At 64.3% G+C, this 21,181-nt stretch carries 17 protein-coding genes; 2 read left to right on the forward strand and 15 right to left on the reverse strand.

All coding sequences use genetic code 11. The features are described from left to right. Nucleotides 1–4 precede the first annotated feature (4 nt). The 15 genes from ssuD to DOD19_RS08180 form a co-directional block, all read right to left on the reverse strand. On the reverse strand, nt 5–1,168 hold the full coding sequence (gene ssuD, locus DOD19_RS08100; protein ID WP_024975859.1) for an FMNH2-dependent alkanesulfonate monooxygenase: 1,164 nt from the start codon (nt 1,166–1,168) through the stop codon (nt 5–7). 27 nt (nt 1,169–1,195) lie between these two features. Next, nucleotides 1,196–2,227, reverse strand: a complete 1,032-nt coding sequence (locus tag DOD19_RS08105; protein WP_112185979.1) for an aliphatic sulfonate ABC transporter substrate-binding protein — start codon at nt 2,225–2,227, stop codon at nt 1,196–1,198. 5 nt (nt 2,228–2,232) lie between these two features. After that, nucleotides 2,233–3,225, reverse strand: a complete 993-nt coding sequence (locus DOD19_RS08110) for a sulfonate ABC transporter substrate-binding protein (protein ID WP_112185054.1) — start codon at nt 3,223–3,225, stop codon at nt 2,233–2,235. Between the two features lie 115 nt (nt 3,226–3,340). Then, nucleotides 3,341–3,973, reverse strand: a complete 633-nt coding sequence (ssuE, locus tag DOD19_RS08115; protein ID WP_024975862.1) for an NADPH-dependent FMN reductase — start codon at nt 3,971–3,973, stop codon at nt 3,341–3,343. Between the two features lie 37 nt (nt 3,974–4,010). Continuing rightward, nucleotides 4,011–5,030: a sulfate ABC transporter substrate-binding protein gene (locus tag DOD19_RS08120; protein WP_024975863.1), complete on the reverse strand. Its 1,020-nt coding sequence runs from the start codon at nt 5,028–5,030 to the stop codon at nt 4,011–4,013. Between the two features lie 1,337 nt (nt 5,031–6,367). Then, complete coding sequence (gene clpB, locus DOD19_RS08135) at nt 6,368–8,956, reverse strand: ATP-dependent chaperone ClpB (RefSeq protein WP_112185056.1); 2,589 nt, start codon at nt 8,954–8,956, stop codon at nt 6,368–6,370. Nucleotides 8,957–9,126: 170 nt separating this feature from the next. Beyond that, the gene (locus DOD19_RS08140; protein ID WP_112185058.1) at nt 9,127–11,304 is read right to left on the reverse strand and encodes a 3-hydroxybutyrate oligomer hydrolase family protein; all 2,178 of its coding nucleotides are present in this window, start codon (nt 11,302–11,304) and stop codon (nt 9,127–9,129) included. 146 nt (nt 11,305–11,450) lie between these two features. Next, a complete protein-coding gene (crcB, locus tag DOD19_RS08145) occupies nt 11,451–11,831 on the reverse strand; it encodes a fluoride efflux transporter CrcB (RefSeq protein ID WP_024975866.1) in 381 nt (126 codons plus the stop codon). 15 nt (nt 11,832–11,846) lie between these two features. Then, the gene (locus DOD19_RS08150; protein ID WP_024975867.1) at nt 11,847–12,368 is read right to left on the reverse strand and encodes a molybdenum cofactor biosynthesis protein MoaE; all 522 of its coding nucleotides are present in this window, start codon (nt 12,366–12,368) and stop codon (nt 11,847–11,849) included. Between the two features lie 16 nt (nt 12,369–12,384). Beyond that, on the reverse strand, nt 12,385–12,642 hold the full coding sequence (moaD, locus tag DOD19_RS08155; protein ID WP_024975868.1) for a molybdopterin converting factor subunit 1: 258 nt from the start codon (nt 12,640–12,642) through the stop codon (nt 12,385–12,387). A gap of 12 nt (nt 12,643–12,654) precedes the next feature. Next, complete coding sequence (glp, locus tag DOD19_RS08160; protein ID WP_112185059.1) at nt 12,655–13,914, reverse strand: gephyrin-like molybdotransferase Glp; 1,260 nt, start codon at nt 13,912–13,914, stop codon at nt 12,655–12,657. Nucleotides 13,915–13,995: 81 nt separating this feature from the next. Beyond that, complete coding sequence (locus DOD19_RS08165) at nt 13,996–14,613, reverse strand: uracil-DNA glycosylase family protein (RefSeq protein ID WP_112185061.1); 618 nt, start codon at nt 14,611–14,613, stop codon at nt 13,996–13,998. 4 nt (nt 14,614–14,617) lie between these two features. Continuing rightward, on the reverse strand, nt 14,618–16,063 hold the full coding sequence (gene thrC / locus DOD19_RS08170; RefSeq protein ID WP_024975871.1) for a threonine synthase: 1,446 nt from the start codon (nt 16,061–16,063) through the stop codon (nt 14,618–14,620). Between the two features lie 15 nt (nt 16,064–16,078). Then, entirely contained in the window at nt 16,079–17,398 is a 1,320-nt protein-coding gene (locus tag DOD19_RS08175) for a homoserine dehydrogenase (protein ID WP_024975872.1), read from the reverse strand. A gap of 100 nt (nt 17,399–17,498) precedes the next feature. After that, a complete protein-coding gene (locus DOD19_RS08180) occupies nt 17,499–18,740 on the reverse strand; it encodes a pyridoxal phosphate-dependent aminotransferase (protein ID WP_024975873.1) in 1,242 nt (413 codons plus the stop codon). A gap of 296 nt (nt 18,741–19,036) precedes the next feature. Between DOD19_RS08180 and DOD19_RS08185 the strand changes: the two genes are divergently transcribed. Together DOD19_RS08185 and DOD19_RS08190 are read left to right on the forward strand one after the other, a co-directional pair. Then, entirely contained in the window at nt 19,037–19,417 is a 381-nt protein-coding gene (locus tag DOD19_RS08185) for an Mth938-like domain-containing protein (protein ID WP_112185063.1), read from the forward strand. Between the two features lie 4 nt (nt 19,418–19,421). After that, nucleotides 19,422–21,092, forward strand: coding sequence for a glycosyltransferase family 39 protein (locus tag DOD19_RS08190; RefSeq protein WP_112185065.1), 1,671 nt, complete (start codon nt 19,422–19,424; stop codon nt 21,090–21,092). Nucleotides 21,093–21,181 lie beyond the last annotated feature (89 nt).

Genomic DNA, 21,181 nt, shown 5'->3' on the forward strand with positions numbered 1-21,181 from the left:
CGGCTCAGCTTGCCGACACGCGGGGCACGATGCCGGTGGCGATCACCTCGCCAAACGGCCCGTTGAGCACGTTGCCGGGCAGCTTGTCGCGCACCGAGCGCGGCAGCAGCGGGAACACCAGTTCGGCAAAGCGGTAGGCCTCTTCCAGATGCGGATAACCGGACAGCACGAACGTATCGATGCCCAGCTCGGCGTATTCCTGCATGCGTGCCGCCACGGTTTGCGGATCGCCCACGAGCGCCGTGCCGGCACCGCCGCGTACCAGCCCCACACCCGCCCACAGGTTCGGGCTGATCTCCAGATCGGCGCGCGTGCGTTTGACGCCGCCGGCATGCAGCGCAGCCATGCGTTGCTGGCCGGCCGAATCCATCTTGCGGAAAGCCGCCTGCGCACGCGCAACGGTGTCGTCGTCGAGCTTGCTGATGAGCTTGTCGGCGGCAGCCCAGGCCTCGTCTTCCGTCTCCCGCACGATCACGTGCAGACGGATACCGAAGCGCACGGTGCGGCCATGCTTGGCAGCACGCGCCCGCACGTCGGCCAGCTTCTCCGCCACGGCGGCAGGCGGTTCGCCCCAGGTGAGATACGTGTCGACCTGTTCCGCTGCCAGCTCATGCGCCGCTTCCGACGACCCGCCGAAATACACCGGCGGATGCGGCCGCTGCACTGGCGGATACAGCACCTTTGCGCCCTTCACGCTGAGGTGCTTGCCGGTGTAATCCACCGCAGCGCCTTCATGGCTTGCCGCCAGTGTTTCGCGCCAGATGCGGATGAACTCTTCCGACGCTTCATAACGCTGCGCGTGGTCCAGGAACAGGCCATCGCCGGCCAATTCTGCAGGGTCACCACCCGTGACAAGGTTGACCAGCAAGCGGCCATTCGACAGACGGTCGTACGTGGCAGCCATGCGCGCAGCCAGCGTCGGCGCCATCAGCCCCGGGCGTACCGCGACCAGAAAACGCAGACGCTTCGTCACCGGGATCAGGCTGGCGGCCACGATCCACGGGTCTTCGCACGAACGGCCGGTGGGAATCAGCACGCCCTCGTAGCCGAGCGTATCGGCGGCCACGGCCACCTGCTGCAGATAGGTGTGATCGACCTGGCGGGCGCCCTCGGCGGTGCCGAGATAGCGGCTGTCGCCGTGCGTCGGGATGAACCAGAAAACTTGCATGACAACTCCTCGAATCGTGAATCGTATTCAGCGTTGGGCAATCGCCAGTTGTGCGGGCGTCGGATGCCAGACCAGCTCGATCGGCTTGACCGGGCGTGGAATCAGCCCCAGCCCATGAAAGGCATCGGCCACACGCTGCTGCTCGGCCACCGCTACGGACGTGACGGGCCTCACGGGTGAAGGCGGCCGTCGTGACAGGAACAGGTGCACCGTCGCCAGCGACAGGCCGGAAAAATCGGCAATGCGCTGCGCAGCTTCCTTGCGGTTCTCCTGAACGAGCCGGTCAGCACGCGACAGCTCCGCGAAGATCGCCGCGATGGTGTCGCCGTGCTTCTCGGTAAAGGCCGTCGGCGCGAAGTAGAACGAGTTGTTCGACGACAGCGTGCGCCCGGTGGCCAGCACGCGCGGCTTGATGGCGAGTTCCGTGGCGGCGTAGTACGGATCCCAGATGCCCCAGGCGTCGACGCTGCCGCGTTCGAAGGCGGCACGCGCATCGGCCGGCGTGAGATACACGGGCTGGATGTCGGTAAAGCTCAGCCCGCCCTTCTGCAAGCCCTGCACGATCAGGAAATGCGCGCTCGAACCCTTCTGCAGGGCCACGCGCTTGCCCTTCAGATCGGCCAGCGTCTTGAGCGTCGAATCCTGCTGCACGAGGATGGCCGAGCTATCCGGCTTGGGCGGCTCCACGCCCACGTAGCGCAGGTCCTTGCCCGCCGCCTGCGCGAACACCGGCGGCGTATCGCCCGTGATGGCCAGATCGAGGCTGCCCGCGGACAGCGCTTCAAGCTGCTGCGGCCCGGCGGGAAACTCCAGCCAGTTGATCTTGGTGCCCGGAAAGCGCTGCTCCAGCGCCCGGTTCTCTTTCACGATGACGAGGTTGACCGCGCTCTTCTGGAAACCGATGCGCAGTTGCGCGGGCGGCGTCACCTTGGGTAGGCCCGCCTGCGCAGTTGCGGCAGCGGCGGCATTGGCGGCGTGCGCGACCGGGCCGAAGGTGGCCAGCGATGCGCCCGCCACGGAAGCGCTCAACAGACGGCGGCGTTGGGTATCGATGCTCATGGCAATCAGCGCGCGGCTTGCTGCGTGGTGGGCCGCCACGCAGAATCGGCCACCTTGACGGGGCGCGGAATCAGCTTGAGCGCGTGGAACGTATCGGCAATGCGCTGCTGGTCAGCCAACGCCTCGGCGCCCACGGGCTGGATGCCGTACGCAATGCGCGACACCGAACGCGCCACCACGGCCGGCTCCAGCCCCAGTTGCGGGCCCAGGATGGTCGCCACGTCCGCCGCGTTTGCAGCCGCCCAGGTGTCGGTCTTCTTCAGTTCATCGAGCACGATGTTCAGCACATCGGGCCGGGCACCCGCATAGCCTTTCGATGCCAGGAAATACTGCGAGTTGTTGACCACGCCCGTGCCATCGGCCAGCACGCGCGCACCCAGTTGCTGTTCGGCCGCGGCAAAGAACGGGTCCCAGATCACCCACGCGTCGATGGCGCCGCGCTCGAAGGCGGCACGCGCATCGGCGAGTGTCAGGTACACGGGCTGGATATCGCTGTAAGGCACATTGGCCTTTTCCAGCAGCTTCACCAGCAGGTAATGCACGTTCGAGCCTTTGTTGAAGGCGACGCGCTTGCCTTTGAGATCGGCCACGCTCTTGAGCGGCGAATTCTTCGGCACGATGATCGCCTCGCCGGCCGGCGCGGGCGGCTGGTTGCCGACGTAGACAAGATGGGCCCCGGCAGCCAGCGCGAAGATCGTCGGCGCTTCACCCGTGGTGCCGAAATCGATGGCACCCACATTCAGGCCTTCCAGCAACTGCGGGCCGGCGGGAAACTCCGTCCACTTCACTTCGATGCCTTGTGCGGCAAGGCGCTTTTCCAACGTGCCGCGTGCCTTGAGCACGGTCAGCGTGCCGTATTTCTGATAGCCGATGCGCAGTTGTTTGGCGGCGGTCGGGGGCGGTGCATCGCTGTTGGCGAATGCGGCAGGGGCGCCGAGCGTGGCAAGCAGCGTGGCGGCGATGGTCAAAGTCCTGCGCAGAGGCGAGTGGGTGTTCATGGCGAAATTGGTGGATGCGGTGTGTATGGGCGGCACGATCCGCGCGCAGAGGCTGCGCGGCGTGACAACAACGGGAAAAAGTTGGCTGCGTGTGTAAGGCGGCGCGTTCAGCGCATCACGCCAGACATCGCATTCGCCCAGTGTCGGCCTGGGCGTGGATCAGTGCGGCGGCACGTGCGGCGCTGCGGCTGGAGACAATCACCTGCGCCACGGTCGGATGCCGTGCCAGCGCAAGCGCCTGATGCACGCGCTCCACGCCGTCGTCCAGGCGCTGTTGGAGGGATGGGTCGACCGTGACGCCGTCATCGGCCACGACGATCTGCGAGTCGACCGCAAAGATGCCCGGCAGGATCGAGCGCGCAGCCAATGCCGTCAGCACCGGGCGCAGCGCGTAGTCGATCGCCAGCGTATGAGCCAGGCTGCCGCCGGTGGCGATTGGCAGCACAACTTTGTCGCGCAGTCCGCTCTGCGGCAGCAGATCGAGAAACGTCTTCAGCAAGCCGCTGTAGGCCGCCTTGTAGACCGGCGTGGCCAGGATCACCACCTCGGCCGCTTCCACCCGCGCCACCGCATCGGCGATGGCCTGGTCGGAGACCTGCGCGCCGAGCAAGGCGTCAGCTGGGAGGCTGCGCAGATCCAGGTGATCCGCCCGCTCGCCGGCGCGTTCGAGTTGCGCGCGCACGTGGCCCAGCAAGCGCGCAGACCGCGATTGCGCTGAAGGGCTGCCGGAAATGGTCAGGATTTGCATGATGCGGATCACTCGATGTTGTTGCGTCGCTTGGGTCTTACTTGCCCGGTTGATAGAGCTGGTCAAACTGACCACCGTCGGCAAAGTGCGTCTTCTGCGCCTTCTGCCAGCCGCCGAACGTGTCGTCGATCGTCACCAGCTTCACCTTCGGGAATTCGCTCTCGTGCTTCCTGGCCACTGCCGGGTCGGTCGGGCGATAGAAGTTCTTTGCGCCAATCTCCTGCCCTTGCGGCGAGTACAGGAACTTGAGATACGCCTCCGCAGCCTTGCGCGTGCCCTTCTTGTCGGCCACCTTGTCCACCACCGCCACCGGCGGTTCGGCCAGGATGGAGATGGACGGCACCACCACGTCGAACTTGTCCTTGCCCTCCACGCGCGAGGCCAGCAACGCCTCGTCTTCCCACGCGATCAGCACATCGCCGATACCACGCTCGGTAAAGGTGGTGGTCGCACCGCGCGCGCCCGAATCGAGCACCGGCACGTTCTTGTAGAGCTTCTGCACGAAGCCCTTGGCCGTCGCATCCGAGCCGCCCGGCTGCTTGAGCGCATAGGCCCAGGCGGCAAGGTAGTTCCAGCGTGCGCCACCGGAGGTCTTCGGGTTGGGCGTGATGACGGCAATGCCCGGCTTGACCAGGTCGCTCCAATCCTTGATGCCCTTCGGGTTGCCCTTGCGCACCAGGAAGACGATGGTCGAGGTGTACGGCGAGGCGTTGTGCGGCAGGCGCTTCTGCCAGTCCTTAGCCGTTAGGCCTTTCTCGGCGATCGCGTCGATGTCGTAGCCCAGCGCCAGCGTCACCACATCGGCATCCAGCCCGTCGATCACGGACCGCGCCTGCTTGCCCGAACCGCCATGCGAAGCGCGCAGGGTGATGTCCTCACCCGTTTCAGCCTTCCACTTCTTGGCGAATTCGGCGTTGATTTCCTTGTACAGCTCGCGCGTCGGGTCGTACGACACATTCAGCAGCGTCGTTGCCGCATGCGCACCCACGGTTCCCCCCGCCACGATGGCAGCCGCCGTAGCACGTACCAGCGTGTTGAAAACAAACTTGCGAATCATCTTGCAGGCTCCGTTTCTGATCTCTGATGGATTTGGAATAGGAGCAAGACTACCGACGGGGTCTTGTACGGGGAACGAATGGTTTCAGGGAATGTTCATCGGTTTTTGCATAAAGGCGGGGATTGGGGCTGCGCGGATGCGGGGCAAAGGGCTTCAGGCGGGGGGGCGAGCGTGGCGCTTGAGGGTCAAACCCTCGGCTTTGGGTGTTAAAGAGCCGAGCTTAGGCCTCGGACAGCGGGACTCCGGGGGTTTTGGGTAGAGGCCGGGCCTTGGAGAGACGTTGGGTCGAGTGTTTTTGGGTGGAGCTTGGGTGTTGGAGCGTGGAGCTTGAGGGTTTTTGGGTGACGCTTGAGTGTTGGAGGGTCGAGGCTGGCTGATTTTGTCGGGCGATTTGAATGTCGGAGGGGCGAGAGCGAGGGTTTTGGGGTGGCGTTCGAGTCTTGGAGGGTGAAGTTCGAGCCTTGGAGGGTGAAGTTCGAGCCTTGGAGGGTGGAGGTTGAACCTTGGAGGGTGGAGGTTGAGGGTTTTGGGGTGGAGGTTGAGGGTTTTGGGGTGGAGGTTGAGGGTTTTGGGGTGGGGCTTGAGGGTTTTGGAGTCGCGGCGTCGGGGGCTACCTGGAGCCCTTGGGGTCGGGTTTTGTGGTGGCGTGCGGGGCTTGCTTGCCTGGGGGCGGTCTTTTTTTTGTTGGTGGTGCATCCCTTGTTTCATCCCCTGCCGGGGCTGACTCACTTTCTTTGTCTTGCCAAAGAAAGTAAGCAAAGAAAGGCGCGCCCGAGATGGCGAAAGACTCCTTCAATTTTCGTAACCGGGCGGAGGCGGGGAAAACTCGCTGCGCTCAAACAGTTCCCCGCCTTTTTTCCGCCCGCTTACGAAAATTGAAGGCGCCATCAAGGGCAGGAACGTCAACGACCAAACCGGTGGTTTGCGTGTCCTGTCGGAGTTTCGTTTCGTGCGGTGTGCTGCTTCGCTTCGCTCGCTATCTCAACCTGTTCTTACTGCTTTGCCTCGCGTCTTGCCGCACATCCCACTACTGCGGTTGTGCTTCGATGGTGTGGCCGTACCTTGCCCTAGATGGCGCCTTGAATTTCTGTTGCAGAGAGGAAAAAGGAAGGGAAACTGTCTGAGCGCAGCGAGTTTTTCCCTTCCCCTCTCTGCGACATAAATTCAAGGGGAAGTCGCCATCTCGGGCGCGCCTTTCTTTGCTTACTTTCTTTGGCAAGACAAAGAAAGTGAGTCGCCCCCGGCAGGGGGTGAAACAAGGGATGCACCACAAACAAAGCACAAAAAAAAACCGCTCTGGCGAACCCAGAGCGGCTTTTCGAAGCGCTAACGTAGCCTCAGTGCACAACCCGATCAAACGAGAACTGCCCATCCCGATAATCCACCGGCACCACATCCTTCGGGGCAAACTTGCCCTCCAGAATCATCCGTGCCACCGGATTTTCAAGCTGCTGCTGGATGGCCCGCTTCAACGGCCGTGCCCCAAACACCGGGTCGTAACCCGCCGATGCCAGCTTGGCGACCGCCTCGTCGCTGATCTCCAGCGCCAAGTCCATCTGCGCCAGACGTGCCGAGAGGCGCTTGAGCTGGATGCGCGCGATCGATTCGATGTTGCGTTGGTCCAGCGCGTGGAACACCACCACCTCGTCGATCCGGTTCAGGAACTCGGGCCGGAAATGCGTTTTCACTTCCTGCCACACCGCACCCTTGATCACATCCGCCGGTTCGGTCACCATCTGCTGGATGAGCTGCGAGCCGAGGTTCGACGTCATCACGATCACCGTGTTCTTGAAGTCCACCGTGCGGCCCTGGCCGTCGGTCAGGCGACCGTCATCCAGCACCTGCAACAGCACGTTGAAGACGTCCGGGTGCGCCTTCTCCACTTCATCGAGCAGCACCACGCTATACGGCTTGCGGCGCACGGCTTCGGTCAGGTAGCCGCCTTCCTCATAGCCGACATAGCCCGGGGGCGCGCCGATCAGCCGGCTCACGGAATGCTTCTCCATGAACTCGCTCATGTCGATGCGGATGAGGTGCTCTTCCGAATCGAACAGGAAGCCGGCCAGCGCCTTGCACAGCTCGGTCTTGCCGACGCCCGTCGGGCCCAGGAACAGGAACGAGCCGTAGGGCTTGTTCTCGTCTGCGATGCCGGCGCGCGAGCGGCGGATGGCGTCCGACACCAGACGCACGGCCTCGTCCTGGCCGACCACGCGCTCGTGCAGGCGGTCTTCCATCTTGAGCAACTTCTCGCGCTCGCCGGTCATCATCTTCGACACGGGGATGCCGGTGGCACGGCTGACGACTTCGGCAATCTCTTCGGCACCCACCTGCGTGCGCAGTAGCTTGTTCGGCTGCTTCTGGCCGGCAGACTCGGCGGCAGTGGCGGCCTTGAGCTTGCCTTCCAGTTCGGGCAGCTTGCCGTATTGCAACTCGGCCACCTTGTCGAGCTTGCCTTCTCGCTGCAGCTTGGCGATCTCAAGCTTGATCTTTTCGATCTCTTCCTTGAGCGTCGCCGCACCCTGCGCGGCGCCCTTCTCCGCCTTCCAGATCTCGTCCAGATCGGCGTATTCCTTCTGCAGGCGTTCGATTTCCTGCTCGATCAGCTCCAGGCGCTTCTGCGAGGCTTCGTCGGTTTCCTTCTTGACGGCCTCGCGCTCGATCTTGAGCTGGATCAGGCGGCGGTCGAGCTTGTCCATCGCCTCGGGCTTCGAGTCGATTTCCATCTTGATGCGCGCCGCTGCTTCGTCGATCAGGTCGATGGCCTTGTCCGGCAGGAAGCGGTCGGTGATGTAGCGGTGGCTGAGTTCCGCCGCGGCCACGATCGCCGGGTCGGTGATCTCCACGCCGTGGTGCAGTTCGTATTTTTCCTGCAGGCCGCGCAGGATGGCGATGGTCGCCTCCACGCTCGGCTCGCCCACGAGCACCTTCTGGAAGCGTCGCTCCAGCGCGGCATCCTTCTCGATGTACTTGCGGTATTCGTCCAGCGTGGTCGCGCCGATGCAATGCAGCTCGCCGCGCGCAAGCGCCGGCTTGAGCATGTTGCCGGCGTCCATCGCGCCCTCGGCCTTCCCCGCGCCCACCATGGTGTGGATCTCGTCGATGAAGAGGATGGTCTGGCCCTCTTCCTTCGCGATGTCGTTGAGCACGGCCTTCAGGCGTTCCTCGAACTCGCCACGGTACTTGGCACCGGCAAGCAAACCCGCCATATCGAGCACTAGCACGCGCTTGTTCTTCAGGCTTTCAGGCACCTCGCCGTTGATGATGCGCTGCGCCAGGCCTTCGACGATGGCCGTCTTGCCCACGCCCGGCTCGCCGATCAGCACCGGGTTGTTCTTGGTGCGGCGCTGCAGGATCTGGATGGCGCGGCGGATTTCATCATCGCGGCCGATGACGGGGTCGAGCTTGCCGATCCGGGCCATCTCAGTCAGGTCGATGGTGTACTTCTTGAGCGCTTCACGCTGGCTTTCGGCTTCGGCGCTGCCGACGGTCTGGCCGCCGCGCACGGCGTCGATGGCGGCTTCGAGCGGCTTGCGCGACAGGCCGTGTTCGCGCGCAATGCGCCCCGCTTCGCCCTTGTCGTCAGCAGCTGCCAGCAGGAATAGCTCGCTGGCGATGAACTGGTCGCCGCGCTTGATGCCTTCCTTCTCGGTTTGCTGCAGCAGGTTGCCCAGATCACGGCCGACCTGTACCTGCTCACCGCCCTGCACCTGCGGCAGGTGCTTGATGGCACGGTCCAGCGCCGTGTCGAGGGCGCCCGTGTTCACGCCCGCGCGGGCGAGCAGGTTCTTGGTCGCGCCATCCGGCTGGCGCAGCATGGCCAGCAACAGGTGGACGGGTTCGATGTACGGATTGTCGTTGCCCAGCGCCAGGCTCTGCGCGTCGGCCAGCGCTTCCTGGAAGCGGGTCGTCAGTTTGTCCAAACGCATTAAAAACCCCTTGCGGAAAATGTTTCACTGCTCCGAAAGATAGGGAGCTTCGGTGGCTTTTCAAGCAGGGAAACGCGAGTTTTGATGCAGATTTGCGCCAGAACAAACGGCGGCGCGCCTGCTGGCCACGCCGCCGTCCCAAGTGCGTCAAAACCGTCCCGGCTAGCGCATCAGTTGGGCACCGATACCGTCGCCACACCGCCCGACACGCTCACCGAGATGCGGTCGCCCGCGGCTGGCGTGCTGGTGAAGTTCGGCACGTTTGCCGCATTGATGGCCGGTGCGGCACCGGGCGTGCCACCGCGCGGAGTCGTACGCACCACCTGCGACGGCGGCAACGGCGTGCCGTTCTTCAGGTTCGCGTACATGGCGTCCAGCGCGCGCTGCTCATACAGCACCAGCGGCACGAACAGCGCGTCATAGCCGGGCACAAGGTCGATAAAGCCGTCGAAATGCTGCGCGTTCATCACCTCGATGTACGACAGCTTGCTCGAGCCGCCCTCCACCTTGGCGTTCAGCCCCAGATACGGCCGAGAGCCATGGTTGACCGGCAGTAGCGCGTCATTGCGGCCCTGCACGATCAGCGCGGGCTTGCCCTGCAGATTGCCCGTGCGCAGCGTCTGGCTGATCCCCGTCTGCAGCGATTGCGAGGCGGCATCGGCGCCTGTCAGCAGGTTGCGCAGGCACAGCGCGCCATCGAGGTTGGCGGCCTGCGTGCCGGTCGAGTCCACCGACTGGTTGCTGCGCGTCGGGCCGCCCTGCGCGTTGTTGTTGACGAGCTGCACGCCGGAGGTGGGCGGAATGCCGTTGCCAAGCGCCGCCATCTGCGCGAGCGCCGTGGCGTTCACCGCCGTCGGATGGAACGACGCGTCAGTTGCCGCGAAGCTCAGCCCGCACAGGTTGTCGATCACGCTGGCGCGCGAGAGTGCGTTGCCAAACGTGGTCGCCACCGATGGGTCGATCTCGTAAAACGACATCGACGCGTGCACGAGGTCCGACTCGGGCTCCCAGCCATAGGCGCGCATCTTCTGCAGGGCTTCGTCAGCCTGGGCAGCCGCCGTGGTGGACGTCAGCAGCCCGGCCGCCTTGAGCGCTGCGCAGCGATTAGCCTGCGCGCCAGCCGGGAACGTCGTGAGGCTCGTAAAGAACGCCTGCGCCGGTGCGGTGGCAACGCTCGCAGACGACGCCGCGCAGAGCCGGAATACATTGGCGTAGCTCACGTAGTCGAACAGCGGCTTGCCGGTGGTCGGCAGCGTCGTGCCACCGCGCACCACCTGCACACCGGTATTGGGCGGCAGGTTCAGGCCAGGCTCGCCGACGGCCACCCCGTCGATCCACCCGCCGGTGTCCTGCTCGGCAGCCGCAATGGCCGCGCCGCCGCCGTTCGAGATGCTCGACGCGATGACGATGGTGTTGTCCGGACGCACCGGCAACGCGCTGCCAATGAGCGCACCACTCGTCCCCGCGATCTTGTCGTTGATCGCCCAGAACGCGAACTGCACGGCCTGCAGCGTGAACAGACCCCAATCCTTCTCGGGGTTGCGCTGCGAATGCGCGTGCTTGAACGCCAGCCGGTTCGGCGTGGCGGCATTGAACGCGGACAACTGGCTGCTGGTGAGCGGCGCGGCAAAGTGCGCGTTGGACCCGGCTGCGCTGCGCGTGGTGCGCGTGCCGTCCTGCAGGGCGACGGTGTCGGTAGCCAGATCGTGCGGGCCAGCACCTGTGCCCTTGTCGGTATAGGCAACGGCGCACTTGCGCTTGAGGCCCCACTCGCCGGTGGAAATCGCGCCGTAGATGCCGCGCGAGCCCGACGAGGTGGCGGTGATGATGCAGGGGTTGTTGGCGTCGAAGCTGTCCGGAATCTGCACGAGCAGCACCACGTTCTGCTGGCCTGTGCCGTCGTCGGAGTACGTCACGTATTCCGTCCCAGCGATCATGCCGGAGCCCTGTGTGACGTTGCCGCTGGCATCGACGTTCGGGCCATAAAGCGTGCCGTAGCCGCCCTTGGCTGCCGTGTCGACCAGCGCACGGTAGTTGGCATAGATCGCCAGGCGACGCAGCTCAGCTGCCGTGGGCGCTGCCGGGTTGGCGATGGTCGGCGCGGTGGCCGAAGCCAGGCCGCTTGCGCCCAGGCCGGCGGTCAACAGATCGTCGGACACGCCGTCGTACCGGTTGATGGTCACCTTGCCGGCAAAGGCCGGCTTGGTATTGCCCGGCACGTTGTTGCCATCATTGCTGCCGCCGCAAGCGCTCAGCACACCGCAGCCGGCCAGCAGCACGGCACCGGCCGCGATGAGGTTGCTTGCGAAGACGTGCCGTCGCAGGCGCGCCGTTCGGGTTGGTTTCATTGCGTCTCCTTCTCGTTATGGATGGAACAACACAAAGCAACCTGCGGCGGCCTCCGATACTGCACGTCCCTACGCCACCGCAGGCACTACCAGTATGTGAACCAAACTTCTCATTCGCAATTCAATTTGCGTGATCGGCCTTGCGATCAACTGAACGTGCGTACCGTCCAGAGACCCAGCATGGTCAGGAACAGCGAGCCCCCGAGATGCGCCACGATATGCAGCGCGCCCATCAGGTGGTCGCCGGCCAGGATGTTGGCGACAACCTCGCTGGAAAACGTCGAGAACGTCGTGAGACCGCCCAGAAAACCGGTGATGACGAGCAAACGCCATTCCGGCGGCAGCCCCGCGTGCGTATCGAAAAAACCCACCGCAACGCCGATCAGATAGCCTCCCACCAGATTGGCTGCCAGCGTGCCGTACGGCAAGGCCGGATTGATGGCGTTCCACAAGATGGCGAACGCCCAGCGCAACCAGGCTCCCAGCGCAGCGCCCACCCCAACTGCCAGAATGCCCATTCCGCTCATGCGGTCGCGTCCTTGTTATTCGTAGTCGTTGGGTTGCGCCGATGCGCCAGGCTGATTGGCCGTGTTTGCCCCGGCGTTGGTGGTCGCAATGCCCCAGCGGGCGAGCGCCTTGTCGTCCGTGACGCGTGCATCGACCCAGCGCGCGCCCTCGGGCGTCTGCTCCTTCTTCCAGAACGGCGCCTCGCTCTTGAGGTAATCCATGATGAATTCGCACGCGGCAAAGGAGTCGCCGCGGTGCTTGGAGGCCACCGCCACCAGCACGATCTGGTCTTGCGGCTTGAGCTTGCCCACGCGGTGGATGACGAGCGCGTCAATCAGCTCCCAGCGTTGCATAGCCGCGCTGACGATGTCGGCGAGCGCCTTTTCAGTCATGCCGGGATAGTGCTCCAGCTCCATCTCCGACACACCGGTGCCATCGTTGATATCGCGCACGGTGCCAATGAAGCTGGCCACTGCACCAATGTTCGGGCGGCCGGCACGCAGCGCTGCAATCTCGGCGCCGAGGTCAAAGTCGGCTTCCTGCACACGGACGGACATGGTTGCTCTGCTCCGTTCAGCCGCCGGTCACTGGCGGGAAGAATGCGACTTCGCAGCCGTCATGCACAGCGGTATCGGCCGGCACGATCTGGTGGTTCACCGCCATGCGCAGCGCACGACCTTCGGCCAGAGTTTCGCCCCAGACCGGACCGCGCTGCGCCAGCCAGCGGCGCACATCGCCCACGGTGCGCACGGCCTCCGGCACGACCACCTGCTCCTGTGAGGTTCCGAGTTGCTCACGCACGCTGGCAAAGAAACGAAGCTCAATCTGCATGGCCATCGCTCCTTACACCAGACCCGCGAACGGCAGGAAGCTGACCACATCGCCCTGCGCGATCGGCTGGTTGGGCGGGTTGTCGATCAGGCCATCGCCCCATACGGTGGAGGTCAGCACGCCCGAGCTTTGATTGGGAAACAGGTCCAGCCCGCCGTTGGCGTTGATACGCGCACGCAGAAACTCGTTGCGGCGATCGCCCTTCGGCAGCGCAAAGTCGGCCCGCATCGGGATGCGCTTCGGGGCCACGTCGGACACGCCCTGCAGACGCAGGATGAACGGCCGCACGAACAGCAGGAAGGTGACGAAGCTCGACACCGGGTTGCCCGGCAGGCCGATGAAAAACGCGGTGGGGCCACCCACCATGCCTTCGGGCCGGCGCACCTCGCCAAAAGCCAGCGGCTTGCCCGGCTTGATGGCGATCTGCCATAGGTTCAGGCGCCCTTCGGCTTCCACTGCGGGCTTGATGTGGTCTTCCTCGCCCACCGACACGCCGCCGGAGGTGATGATGAGGTCGTGCTCCTCGGCCGCTTCGCGCAGTGTGTCGCGCGTGGCTTGCAGCGTGTCGGGCACGATGCCGAAATCGGTGATGTCGCAGCCGAGGTTTTCCAACAGCGCGCGCAGCGTGAAGCGGTTGGAGTTGTAGATCGCACCGGGCTTGAGCGGCTCGCCGGGCATGGCAAGCTCGTCGCCGGTAAAGAACACGGCCACGCGCGGACGGCGCGCCACGTGCAGATTGGCGCAGCCGACCGAAGCTGCCAAGCCGAGTTGCTGCGGACCGAGGCGCGTGCCGCGCGGCAGGATCTCGGCACCGTCGGCAATGTCCTCGCCGGCGCGGCGGATCCACTCGCCGGATTCAGGCACGTGGTCGATGGTGACGGTGCCCGTGTCCGGGTCAGCCTTGCATTGTTCCTGCATGACCACCGCATCCGCGCCCGGCGGGATCAGCGCGCCGGTAAAGATACGCGCCGCCTCGCCCGCATTGAGCGGCTGGCCGACATGACCAGCCGGGATGCGCTGGGCCACCTTCAGGCGCACGCCCGGCCCGGTGATGTCGGCGGCGCGCACGGCGTATCCGTCCATCTGCGTGTTGTCGGCGGGCGGCACGTTCAAGCTGCTGCGCACGGCCTGCGCGAGGACGCGCCCGTTGGCGTGCAACGTCGACACGGTTTCGGTCTCGTGCAAGGCGCGCACTGCGGCAAGCAGTTGCGACAGCGCCGCATCGAGCGTCAGCAAGGACGGTTTGACGGCGGGAGCATCGTTGGCGGACATGCGGGAATGGGAAAACGAAATCGGAAAGGAGATTTCGATTGTATCGGTTCCAGGCCGATGCCATGCATCAGCGCCGGCGTATCAAGCGAATGCGCGGGCCAGCGCGGCCCGCAGTGCCGGCACGATGTGCGCGTCAAACCACGGGTTGTGTTTGAACCAGGCCAGATTGCGCGGGCTCGGATGCGGCAGCGGAAACAGCACTCGGCCGTCGGCGTCCTGCACGGGCCCATTACGCACCACGTCCGTCAGCGACCAGTCGCGCGGCACGTCGAGGTAATTGCGCTGGGCATAGGTGCCCACCAGCAGCGCGAGCCTCACATCGGACATCGCCGTCAACAGCGGCCGGTGCCATTTGGGCGCGCATTCGGGGCGCGGCGGCAAATCGCCATTCGCGCCGGTGCCGGGAAAGCAGAAGCCCATCGGCACCACGGCGATGCGCCTGTCAGCGTAGAAATCGTCGTATGAGATCTGCAGCCACTGGCGCAGGCGGTCGCCCGAGCGGTCGTTCCAGGGGATACCGGTTTCGTGGACGATGCGGCCGGGCGCCTGCCCGATAATCAGGACGCGGGCGCGGCGGTCCGCCACGACCACCGGACGAGGCTCGTGCGCCAATGCGCCCTTGCACTCGCGGCAGGCGCGGATGTCGTGCAGGCAGCGCTCGAACGCTGCCTCGGCTACGTCATCCGGCACTGCTTCCATCGTTTTAGAGACCGGTGTGCTGGGCGATGTAGCCCTTGATACGGTCGGCGTCGGCCGGCATGACTTCGAAGCGCTGCGGCAGCGATTCGATATCAGCGTAGCCAGCCGGACGCTCCGGCTCGCGGTCAAGCGCTTCGCGAATGGTGTCGCCGAACTTAGCCGGCAGCGCCGTTTCCAGCACCACCATCGGCACGCCCGGCGTCAGGTTTTCGCGCGCCACTTTCACGCCGTCGGCGGTGTGGGTGTCGATCATCGTGCCGTAGGTGGCAAACACGTCGCGAATCGTATCGACGCGGTCTGCGTGCGAGCTGCGGCCCGAGACAAAGCCGAACTCGGCGATGCGATCGAACTCCGGCTTGCCCGTCATCGAGAAACCACCCTTTTCGTCCACGTCGCGGAAGAGCTGGGCCAGGCGTGCAGGATCACGATCCAGCAGGTCGAACACGAAGCGCTCGAAGTTTGACGCCTTGCTGATGTCCATGCTGGGACTGGACGTGTGATACGTCTGCGCGGCCGAACGCACGCGGTACGTGCCGGTGCGGAAGAATTCGTCGAGCACGTCGTTCTCGTTGGTGGCAACGACCAGCTTGTCGATCGGCAAACCCATCATGCGCGCGATGTGGCCGGCGCAGACGTTGCCGAAGTTGCCCGATGGCACGCAGAACGAAACCTTGTCGCCAATCTTCGGGGCCGCCAGCAGGTAGCCCTTGAAGTAGTAGACGACCTGGGCGACGACACGCGCCCAGTTGATCGAATTGACCGTACCGATCTTCTGGCGGGCCTTGTATTCGAGATCGTTCGACACTGCCTTGACGATGTCCTGCGCGTCGTCGAACACGCCTTCGATGGCGATGTTGAAGATGTTCTTGTCTTGCAGGCTGAACATCTGCGCGGTCTGGAACGCGCTCATCTTGCGGTGCGGGCTCAGCATGAACACGCGAACGCCGCGCTTGCCGCGCATGGCGTATTCGGCGGCGCTGCCCGTGTCGCCCGAGGTGGCGCCCAGGATGTTCAACTCGGCATGTTCACGGTCAAGTGCGTATTCGAACAGGTTGCCCAGCAGCTGCATCGCCATGTCCTTGAAGGCCAGCGTCGGGCCGTTGGACAGGCACAGCAGCGAGAGCGACGTGCCGCCTTCCTCGCCCAGCTTGTGCAGGGGCGTGATGTCGGCAGTGTTGTCGCCGGCGCGCGCGTTGCCGTACACCTCGGGCGTATAGGTGCGGCGCGTCAGTGCTCGCAGATCGTCTTCGGGAATGTCGGTGGCGAACTTGCGCAGGATTTCGAACGCGAGGTCGGCGTACGGCAGGTCGCGCCAGCGGGTCAGCTCGTCAACGCTGACCTGCGGGTACTGCTCAGGCAGGTACAGGCCGCCGTCCGGCGCCAGGCCGCCCAGCAGGATGCGGGAGAAGCTCTGCGGCTCTGCGTGGCCGCGGGTCGATCGGTATTGCATGCTCATGTCCTGCGCTTAGTTCAGTTCTTCCATGCGGATGCGCGTGACCTTCGACAGCACGGTCGGCAGCGCTTCGATGGCGGCGATGGCGGCGTTCACGCGCTTTTCCACGGTCACGTGCGACAGCATGATGATGTCGGTCTGCGGCTCGCCTTCGCGCGATTCCTTCTGCAGCATGGCGTCGATCGAGATGCCGCCTTCGGCCAGGATGCGCGTGATGTCGGCCAGGACGCCGGTTTCATCGGCCACGCGCATGCGCAGGTAATAGCTTGAGCGCACTTCGTCGATCGGCAGCACCGGCGTGTCGGACAGCGCGTCCGGCTGGAACGCCAGATGCGGCACGCGGTGTTCCGGGTCGGCCGTGTGCAGGCGCGTCACATCCACCAGATCGGCGACGACGGCCGAAGCGGTCGGCTCGGCGCCTGCGCCCTTGCCGTAGTACAGCGTCGGGCCCACGGCATCGCCGTTGACGACCACGGCATTCATCGCGCCTTCGACATTGGCGATCAGGCGCTTGGTCGGCACGAGCGTCGGATGCACCCGCAGTTCGATGCCGGCCTCGGTACGACGCGTGATGCCAAGCAGCTTGATGCGATAGCCGAGTTCTTCGGCGTAGCGAATGTCAACGGCTTCCAGCTTGGTGATGCCTTCCACATACGCGCGTTCAAACTGGATCGGCACGCCAAAGGCGATGGCGCTCATGAGTGTGAGCTTGTGCGCGGCGTCAAAGCCTTCGATGTCGAAGGTCGGATCGGCTTCGGCGTAGCCCAGGCGCTGGGCTTCCTTGAGCACCGTATCAAAGTCCAGACCCTTGTCGCGCATCTCGGTCAGGATGAAGTTCGTGGTGCCGTTGATGATGCCGGCGATCCACTCGATGCGGTTGGCTGTCAGGCCTTCGCGCAGTGCCTTGATGATGGGGATGCCGCCGGCGACGGCGGCCTCGAACGCCACCATCACGCCCTTGTCCTGGGCAGCCTTGAAAATCTCGTTGCCATGCAGGGCCAGCAGCGCCTTGTTGGCAGTGACAACATGCTTGCCGTTGGCGATGGCGCGCAGCACCAGCTCACGCGTCAGGTCATAGCCGCCGATCAGTTCCACGACGATATCGATCTCGGGCGAATCCACAATCGCAAACGGATCGTTCACCACGGGCACGGTCGCCCCGGCTTCCTGCACGATGGCGCGGGCGCGGTCGAGATTGCGCACGGCAATCATGGCGACTTCGATGCCGCGACCCGCGCGACGGCGGATTTCTTCCTGGTTCCGTTGCAGAACCTTGAGGGTACCGCCACCGACGGTACCGAGCCCGAGCAGGCCGATCTTGATGGGATTCATGAGACGTGTCGTAAAGAAACGAAAAAGCGGAGAAGCAAAAAACACACAGGGCAGACACTTCGGTCTGCCCCGCAGTTACTGATCTGGCGGAAGACCGAGTTTATGCGGCCCGGATGCCAGTACCGTGACGCTGACGGTACCGCTCCAGGAAGCGCGAAATTCGGCCGATCGCTTCACGAAGATCGTCTTCGTGCGGCAGGAAGACGATGCGGAAGTGGTCCGGCGAGTGCCAGTTGAAGCCGGTGCCCTGCACCAGAAGCACGCGTTCTTCTTCCAGCAGCTGGCGGATGAAAGTCTGATCGTCTTCGATGGGATACACCGCCGGGTCCAGGCGCGGGAACATATACAGCGCAGCCTTGGGCTTGACGCAGGTCACGCCAGGGATGGCGGTGATCAGCTCGTGCGCAAGATCACGCTGACGGCGCATGCGACCGCCCGGTGCCACCAGGTCTTTGATGCTCTGGTAGCCGCCCAGCGCGGTCTGGATGGCCCACTGCCCCGGCACGTTGGCGCACAGGCGCATCGACGACAGCATGTTCAGGCCTTCGATGTAGTCCTTGGCCGGGCGCTTGTCACCGGACACGACCATCCACCCCGCGCGGTACCCGCACGAGCGGTAGCTCTTCGACAGGCTGTTGAACGTCACGGTCAGCACGTCTTCCGACAGCGAGCCGATCGCGGTGTGCTTGTTGTCGTCGAACAGAACCTTGTCGTACACCTCATCGGCGAAGATCACCAGGCCGTGTTCGCGCGCGATGGCGACGATGCCCAGCAGCAGCTCGTCCGAATACAGCGCGCCGGTCGGATTGTTCGGGTTGATGACGACGATGCCCTTGGTGTTGGGCGTGATCTTGGCGCGGATGTCGTCCAGGTCCGGCATCCAGCCGTTGGCTTCGTCGCAGGTGTAGTGCACCGGCGTGCCGCCCGAGAGGCTGGCCACGGCGGTCCACAACGGGTAGTCAGGCGCCGGCAGCAGCAGCTCGTCACCGGCATCGAGCAGCGCGTTGGTGGCCAGCGAAATCAGCTCCGAGGCGCCATTGCCCAGATAGATGTCTTCCAGCGTGACGTTCTTGATGCCCTGCTCTTGCGTGTAGTGCATCACTGCCTTGCGCGCCGCGAAGATGCCCTTGGAATCCGAATACGCCGCCGAATTTGGCAGGTTGCGGATCATGTCCTGCTGGATCTCTTCAGGGGCATCGAAACCGAACACGGCCAAGTTGCCGATATTCAGCTTGATGATCTTGTGGCCCTCTTCTTCCATCTGCTTGGCCTTCTCGAGCACGGGGCCGCGAATGTCATAGCAGACGTTGTTGAGCTTGGCGGATTTCTGGATCGTTTTCACGGGCAAGGCGGCGAGTGGCGACGTTGAACGGGCTGGAACTACGGGGCATTCTGTGGCGCAGCAAAGCGGCGACGGTAACGCCACACAGCGGCAGGCGCCGCTACGCTATTCCTTGCCGGACATCGCTTGTGGCGCGGCGGGCGAAGGAGAGAAAAAGATATAATTTAGCCCATTATGACAGACTTAGGCGGGCATTTTTGCAACGCAGCGAAACCTGTCCGAAGTCTGAAACCTAGCGCCTTTGCCAGCGTGCCGCCGTATGCGCCGCAGTCATCGCGCCCGATGGGATTCCCACCTTGAAGCTCCATTCATCCGATTCGTCGACCATTCTCAATACCGTTACCGGCTATGGCGACGGCTATATCGAAATCAACAAGGTGCGCCACGAGCACTCGGTGCTGGTGATGCCCGAGGGCGCCGTGGTGCAGTGGGATGTGTCGCGCTTTGAGGATCTGACGCCCGAGCATTTCGCCCGCGTGCTCGAACTGGGGGCCGAAGTGGTGATCTTCGGCTCCGGCAACAAGCTGCGCTTCCCGCACCCGCGGCTGACGGTGCCGCTCACAGAAAAGCGCATCGGCGTAGACGCCATGGACCTGCAGGCCGCCGGCCGCACGTACAACATCCTGATGCTGGAAGGCCGCAAAGTGGCCGCCGCCCTGCTGATCGAGCGTGCCTGACCGCATGCCGATCGACCGCACTGCTCAAGCGCCCACCCTTCCCTGGCGCAATGCGTCGCTGTGGCTGCTGGCTGCTGCGCTCCTGGCCGTCTGGCTCGGCACGCTGGGCTACCGGCACCTGATCCCCACCGACGAAGGCCGCTACGCCGAGATCGCACGCGAGATGTTCTCCTCCGGCGACTGGGTGACCATCCGTTACAACGCCCTGAAGTATTTCGAGAAGCCGCCGCTGCAAATGTGGGGGACCGCACTCGCCTACACGTTGTTTGGCATCGGCGACTGGCAAGCGAGGCTCTTCACGGCGCTCTCCGGCATCGTCGGCATTGTTTTCACGATGCTGGCGGCCGCGCGCTGGTGGGGCAAGCGGACAGCCGTCATCAGCGGGCTGGTGCTGGTGAGCGCCCCTCTCTGGAACGTGGGCTCGCACTTCAATTCGCTCGACATGGGCGTGGCCGGCTGCATGACGATGGCGCTGGGTGCGCTACTGCTCGCGCAGCATCCGGATGCCACGCGCGCTCAACAACGCGGCTGGATGTGGGCCTGCTGGGCATCAATGGCGCTCGCGGTGCTGAGCAAGGGCCTCATCGGCGTGGTCCTGCCGGGCTTTGTGCTGGTGGTGTATACCTTAGTCGCGCGCGACTGGGCCCTGTGGAAACGATTGCATCTGGTCAGCGGGCTGATCATCTTCTTCGCCGTCGGCGCGCCGTGGTTCGTGCTGATCTCGATGCGCAACCCGGAATTCGCGTGGTTCTTCTTCGTGCACGAGCATTTCCAGCGTTTCACGTCGACCGTGCATAACCGAAACGCGCCGCTTTGGTACTTCGTGCCATTGCTGGTGGCCGGGTTCCTCCCGTGGCTTGCTCAATTGCCCGGCGCTGCACGCCTGACGCTTGCCCGAGGTGAAACCGCCAGTAACGGTTTCCGCCCCACGCTCATGCTCGGCCTGTGGGCCATCCTGATCTTCGCGTTTTTTAGCATTTCGGACTCGAAGCTGCCGGGCTATATCTTCCCGATCATCCCAGCGCTGGCGATTCTGGCGGCCCTGGTGCTCGACCACACCAGCGAGCGCGCGTGGCGCTGGCAACTCAAGGGCTTCCTAGTGCTGGCGCTGGCTGGTCTGGCGGCCAGCGGTTACGTGGCGACCATGTCGTCGGACATGTACCCGAACGCCGTGTTTTCCCGATTTGCGATGTTCCTGGCTGTGGCGTTCGTGGCGGGAGCCGGGTTCACGTGGCTGGCACTTCGCTTGGCGGACCGGCGCTTCGAGAGCGTGGCCGCATTTGCGTGCGCATGGTTCCTGACATTTACAGCGGCCATGCTCGGCCATGAAGCATTCGGGCGCTCCATGTCGGGTATCGATCTCGTGCCGGCCGTCAAGCCGTGGCTCAAGCCCGACGTGCCGTTCTATGCGGTCGAGCGTCTGGACCATACAATGCCGTTTTACCTCGGCCGGCCCACCATCATGGTGCAGGAGCCTGATGAACTGGCCTTTGGCGTCCAACAGGAGCCGGCCAAGTGGGTGCCGACCACCGAAGCGTTCGTGGCGCGCTGGAAAGCCGGCGGTCAGGCCGTCGCCATGATGGGACCGGGCACCTATGACCGGCTGGCAGCACAGGGCGTACCGATGGTGGTGATTGCCCGCGATGCCCGCCGTGTGATCGTCCGGCGCAACTAGGTTTCACCACCACGGATTGTCGAAAGGGGCGCGCAAGCGGAATTGTCGTAACATGCGGCCCGGCGGCTGGATTAAGAACATCCGCACGG

The organism is Ralstonia sp. GX3-BWBA, from assembly GCF_003290055.1.
GTDB lineage: Bacteria > Pseudomonadota > Gammaproteobacteria > Burkholderiales > Burkholderiaceae > Ralstonia > Ralstonia holmesii.